Source organism: Vibrio sp. 10N.261.45.E2 (assembly GCF_002875705.1).
Taxonomy (GTDB): Bacteria; Pseudomonadota; Gammaproteobacteria; order Enterobacterales; family Vibrionaceae; genus Vibrio.
The window spans coordinates 1-4,951 of the sequence record NZ_MCZZ01000046.1; the positions used below are offsets into that span (position 1 = coordinate 1).

At 42.1% G+C, this 4,951-nt stretch carries 2 protein-coding genes and 9 tRNA genes; 10 read left to right on the plus strand and 1 reads right to left on the minus strand.

Features of this window, described 5'->3' with window-relative positions; translation table 11 throughout:
* Positions 1–57: 57 nt before the first annotated feature.
* The 10 genes from BCT34_RS02575 to BCT34_RS02620 all read left to right on the plus strand — a co-directional run bounded on the left by BCT34_RS02575 (position 58) and on the right by BCT34_RS02620 (position 3,267).
* Positions 58–133 (plus strand) — tRNA-Asn (locus BCT34_RS02575).
* Between the two features lie 67 nt (positions 134–200).
* Positions 201–276, plus strand: a tRNA-Thr gene (locus tag BCT34_RS02580).
* A 7-nt stretch (positions 277–283) separates the two neighbouring features.
* Positions 284–359, plus strand: a tRNA-Phe gene (locus BCT34_RS02585).
* A gap of 57 nt (positions 360–416) precedes the next feature.
* Positions 417–492, plus strand: a tRNA-Asn gene (locus BCT34_RS02590).
* 389 nt (positions 493–881) lie between these two features.
* Positions 882–2,507: a methyl-accepting chemotaxis protein gene (locus BCT34_RS02595; RefSeq protein WP_076654781.1), complete on the plus strand. Its 1,626-nt coding sequence runs from the start codon at positions 882–884 to the stop codon at positions 2,505–2,507.
* 235 nt (positions 2,508–2,742) lie between these two features.
* Positions 2,743–2,818, plus strand: a tRNA-Phe gene (locus BCT34_RS02600).
* A 56-nt stretch (positions 2,819–2,874) separates the two neighbouring features.
* A tRNA-Thr gene (locus BCT34_RS02605) sits at positions 2,875–2,950 on the plus strand.
* A 24-nt stretch (positions 2,951–2,974) separates the two neighbouring features.
* A tRNA-Asn gene (locus tag BCT34_RS02610) sits at positions 2,975–3,050 on the plus strand.
* Positions 3,051–3,086: 36 nt separating this feature from the next.
* A tRNA-Thr gene (locus BCT34_RS02615) sits at positions 3,087–3,162 on the plus strand.
* A gap of 29 nt (positions 3,163–3,191) precedes the next feature.
* Positions 3,192–3,267, plus strand: a tRNA-Asn gene (locus tag BCT34_RS02620).
* Between the two features lie 346 nt (positions 3,268–3,613).
* Here the strand turns inward: BCT34_RS02620 and BCT34_RS02625 are convergent.
* Positions 3,614–4,009 carry a DUF2391 family protein gene (locus tag BCT34_RS02625; protein WP_076654782.1) on the minus strand — a complete coding sequence of 132 codons (396 nt, stop codon included), beginning with the start codon at positions 4,007–4,009 and terminating at the stop codon, positions 3,614–3,616.
* Positions 4,010–4,951 lie beyond the last annotated feature (942 nt).

Below are 4,951 nucleotides of genomic sequence, written 5' to 3' on the forward strand. Positions count from 1 at the left end.
TTATTTGGTACTTAACAAATAATGGTCTTTAATAGACCTGATGTTGAGACAAGTAATTCCCCCTTAGTTCAGTTGGTAGAACGGCGGACTGTTAATCCGTATGTCGCAGGTTCGAGTCCCGCAGGGGGAGCCATTTTAAAGGGCTTCATTTAAATGAGGTTCTAATGAAGAGTTTACTCTTCAAGCAAAGAATTTAGTGTGCCGACTTAGCTCAGTAGGTAGAGCAACTGACTTGTAATCAGTAGGTCACCAGTTCGACTCCGGTAGTCGGCACCATTCTTTTGCCTCGATAGCTCAGTCGGTAGAGCAGCGGATTGAAAATCCGCGTGTCGGTGGTTCGATTCCGCCTCGAGGCACCATTATTTGGTACTTAACAAATGATGGTCTTTAATAGACCTGATGTTGAGACAAGTAATTCCCCTTTAGTTCAGTTGGTAGAACGGCGGACTGTTAATCCGTATGTCGCAAGTTCAAGTCTTGCAAGGGGAGCCACATTCAAGAAAGCCAAGTCGAAAGACTTGGCTTTTTTTTCGCTTGAACAAAAGCAAAGCCTCTTTGATATTCACTTCAGCTCAAAACTAACTCTTAATCAGTTTTTATCAATTAAGTTATACCTACCAATACTCCAATCACAGCAACTGACTCTAAATTTTACAAAGTATCTCGATTCAAACAGAACCAGATCCTCACAAAAGTCATTCCCCTTAATCCCTTAAACGGTCACATCAAAATAAGATAACTCCTCCGTGGTGCTTTTTTTTCTTCGAAAATTTAATCTCTATCATGTTTTGATATCTTTCTAATATCTGCCCTACAGCACTTAGATTAAGATTCGATGAATTATATCTAATACTAATTATTGAATCGCTGCGCGGGGAAATATGAAACTAAAAACGCAAGCTTACTTATTATCAGGCATCATCTTGATCGCCCTGTTAGCCCTGACTGCTACTGGTTTATGGACTTTGAGAGTCGCTAGCAACATGGACAACAAAGCTCGCGTGACAGAGCTATTTAAGAGTGCATACAGCATCCTTACTGAAGTCGAGAAAATGGCGATTGATGGCACACTAGAAGAAGAGCAAGCTAAACAACTAGCGACTCGCCTTCTACGTAACAACATCTATAAAGATAATGAATATGTCTACGTCGCCGATGAGAATATGACGTTTGTCGCAACACCATTAGACCCTCAGCTACACGGAACCAGCTTTAACGACTTTAAAGATGGCGATGGCAATAGTGTTGGTCAGCTAATCCAAAGAGTACTTGGTAATCGTACAGGCCAGATCATTGAGTACACCTGGACTCAAAAACTACCGGATGGAACCATTGAAGAAAAACTGTCTATTGCAGAGAAAACTCCACATTGGGGTTGGGTTGTCGGCACAGGTATCGGGTTCAATGAAGTTAACGCACGCTTTTGGTCTACCGCTCAATGGCAACTATTTCTTTGTGTTGTGATTGCTGGCCTTATTCTTTCTAGCTTAATCGTATCTATCAAACGAATGCTGGCTCTACTTGGTGGCGAGCCTAAAGACGTAAGAGAAGCGGTACAAGCCGTAGCCCAAGGTCGAATTCAAACTTCTTTCGAAACTCAAGCAACAGACGGCAGTATTTACCACGCCGTACAACAAATGAGTAAGTCATTGGCTAAACTAGTATCAAACCTTGACGCTTCAATGCTTGCGTTAAGAGGCGAGCTGCAACGCGTAGAAGATCGTGCAGGGTCAATAGCACAACTGACAGAAACCCAACAGCAATCAACAGAGATGATCGCGACAGCAATGACCGAGATGGCCTCTTCAGCCAACAACGTTGCAGATTCAGCTAGCGATACTGCGCGCAACACCGATGAGGCAGATAAACAGAGCCAACATACTCAGCAACTCATTCATAACACAGTAGACAACATTCAAGGCCTAGCGGGCCAACTGGGTACAGCAAGCGAAGCTGTCGCAAACCTAGATAACGATGTAAACAACATTGCGAAAGTACTGGATGTGATTGGTGATATAGCGGAGCAAACTAACCTGTTGGCACTTAACGCAGCCATTGAAGCGGCGCGAGCTGGCGAACAAGGTCGTGGATTTGCGGTGGTAGCAGATGAGGTTCGTAACCTTGCAGGCCGGACACAATCAAGCACCAAAGAAATCCAGTTAATGATTAATAACCTTCAGGAAGGCTCACGCAACGCAATTCACACTATGGAAGTTTGTGCTGCGACCAGTGAGAGCACCGTAACAGAGTCTCAAAGCGCCTCAGAAGCACTACAACAGATTGTTGTCGCATTAGAATCTATTTCCTCAATGAGCCATCAAATCGCTACAGCGGCCGCTGAGCAGACTCAGGTGAGCGATGATATATCAAAGCGTATCAATATGATCGAAGAGAGTGGAAACCAACTGAGCAATGTCGTGACTGAAAGTCATAACAGCACACAAACTCTCGCCTCTCTTTCCAATGAATTAGAAGCCTGGGTTAATCGGTTTGAAATAAAACACTAAACTCTATAGAAAGTTTTTAGATAAGAAAGCACGTTTTCATACGTGCTTTTTTTATTTCGGCACTCATTCAGTCCAGTTAACCGTAGTTTTACTATCTTTTAAAGCATGCTAGACCTAGGTTTTTCACCCTAAATGAGCAAAAACAACCCACTAAGTATAGAAAAACATCAAACGATACTTTTTTTGCAATTTAATGTTGACCCAGAACGCGAAAACACGTTTAATACACCTCGTCGCCCGGATAGCTCAGTCGGTAGAGCAGAGGATTGAAAATCCTCGTGTCGGTGGTTCGATTCCGCCTCCGGGCACCACAATTTATTTGTTGGTGTCTTAGACAACAACAGTAAAGCACAAAGAAATATTATGTGCCGACTTAGCTCAGTAGGTAGAGCAACTGACTTGTAATCAGTAGGTCACCAGTTCGATTCCGGTAGTCGGCACCATTTCTTTAAAGCTTTAAGAATAATTCCCCTTTAGTTCAGTTGGTAGAACGGCGGACTGTTAATCCGTATGTCGCAAGTTCAAGTCTTGCAAGGGGAGCCAAGTTAATCATCAAGCATAAGCTTTTTGATTCATGATGCCGACTTAGCTCAGTAGGTAGAGCAACTGACTTGTAATCAGTAGGTCACCAGTTCGATTCCGGTAGTCGGCACCATTCTCTTGATTAGAGACTAAACCATCAATTCCCCTTTAGTTCAGTCGGTAGAACGGCGGACTGTTAATCCGTATGTCGCAAGTTCAAGTCTTGCAAGGGGAGCCAATTAAAAAAAGCCGCATCATTGATGCGGCTTTTTTGCATCTAAAGATCCGAATTTCTCCATGCAAGTACCTTCACCTCTCTAATTCCTTTTCGATTCAGTAACTAACAGTTTCATATTCTTCCAAAGCTACCAAGCTTCATTTTTTAATTCGCTTTGAATCCCTAGCCTAGCAACAGCGACACATTTAAATAAGAGTCACTCATAACATACTTACCATTTATGTCATTGATGAAGAGCTCGGCTGAACAAATCAATGACTAAGTCTGGAAACAAGACAACTTAATAAAGAATCAAATAAGCTCTAGAAAGCCCCTATTGGCTGCTTAAATTGAAGTAACATACGACTCACTCTTTATCGAAACTATCCACCACGATAGCTCCCATCGACGCTGGCATGGAAATAACGATAACCCTTTTGATAGACACAATTGGGTCGCTTAATAAAGGGAGTTTATCCAAACAAGTTAGCACTAAAGCAACGACCATTGCAGTCATGACGTAAGCAATAACTATTCTGAAAATAAACACCGGCAACCGAGCGACGACATCTTTTTGAAAGACACTCTCGTACGTGTAAAAACCTAAAAACACCGCAGACAGCAAAAATAGCAGTAATAAATTAGCGGTAGGTAAGGTCTCTCCTAACTTCCAAGCCTCTTCTGAAAAAGAAATCGGCACGGCCAAAGCGAAAGATCCCACAAAGATCTGGCTCGCATCTTCAAAGTTAAAACTCAATTTCATAGTTCTACCCATTAGGTTTAAGGCCTTGTCTATTTCTTAAAATAATTAAAAAATTATCCGCCGGTGACTTGGGGGCTATTCTTACAAAGCAAACAGTGATGACTCTTCTTAGTTTCATATTAGTCGCAATAACCAAAACATAGCTTGAACTAACCAGCAAGAAATCAATATGTTCAGAGCAAGCCTGTCAAAGCAGCTAATTCATATCGAGTCAACAAACACATCAGAATCAAAGAGAGATAGGTAAACACCCTAAGATACCGACGCCTAGAACCAGAGAACCTAACAATCAGTTGGATGATAAACATCACTGCACGTGTAGCTAGGGATACGTGGGTGCTCTATTTCTTAGTTTATATATCCCTCCAGTACCACTTTGGGTTCGCAATCTAGCGATTCTCACCTTCAAACTGAATCTAGCCAGCTTCCCCACCTTTGAAATGCTTCGAACAATGCGCTCATTACCATTGAGAGTGGTTTAAGCTCAATTCATAACAAGAGCGTGAAGTGCCTTATTAAGGGCTCTAACGTTCTTAGCAGAAGTATCCATGATGGAGTCCTAATTACACATCAGAACAATCCTCTAGATTCACAGATAAAACAGAAGTCAGGTTTTGTAGGCGAAGGGCTGTTCACTAATACCTGAAGCGCATTCGCTTGATAAAGCAAACACCTACAAACGCAGGGCATGTAGGATGGGTTGTGAGGCTTGCATAGCTTCAGGTAATGAAACGCAGAACAGTATCGTTAACCTAACTTACACGTCGTATGGCACGAGTATTTGAACACTAATACCAATTCCGTTAATTTCATGATCTAATGAGAACTCTTAAAAGGAGTCCTTATGAAGCTTGATTTTCCGAGTTTGATTAATTCCACATCCAACGCTCGACTTAGAATGCGTTATTTAGCTGTTTCTCATTTTGTTGACGGTAAAAGTCG

Bases quoted from the DNA above. Each gene is read 5' to 3' on its own strand.
- BCT34_RS02625 (WP_076654782.1), bottom strand. From the start codon at position 4,009: ATGAAATTGAGTTTTAACTTTGAAGATGCGAGCCAGATCTTTGTGGGA.
- BCT34_RS02595 (WP_076654781.1), top strand. From the start codon at position 882: ATGAAACTAAAAACGCAAGCTTACTTATTATCAGGCATCATCTTGATC.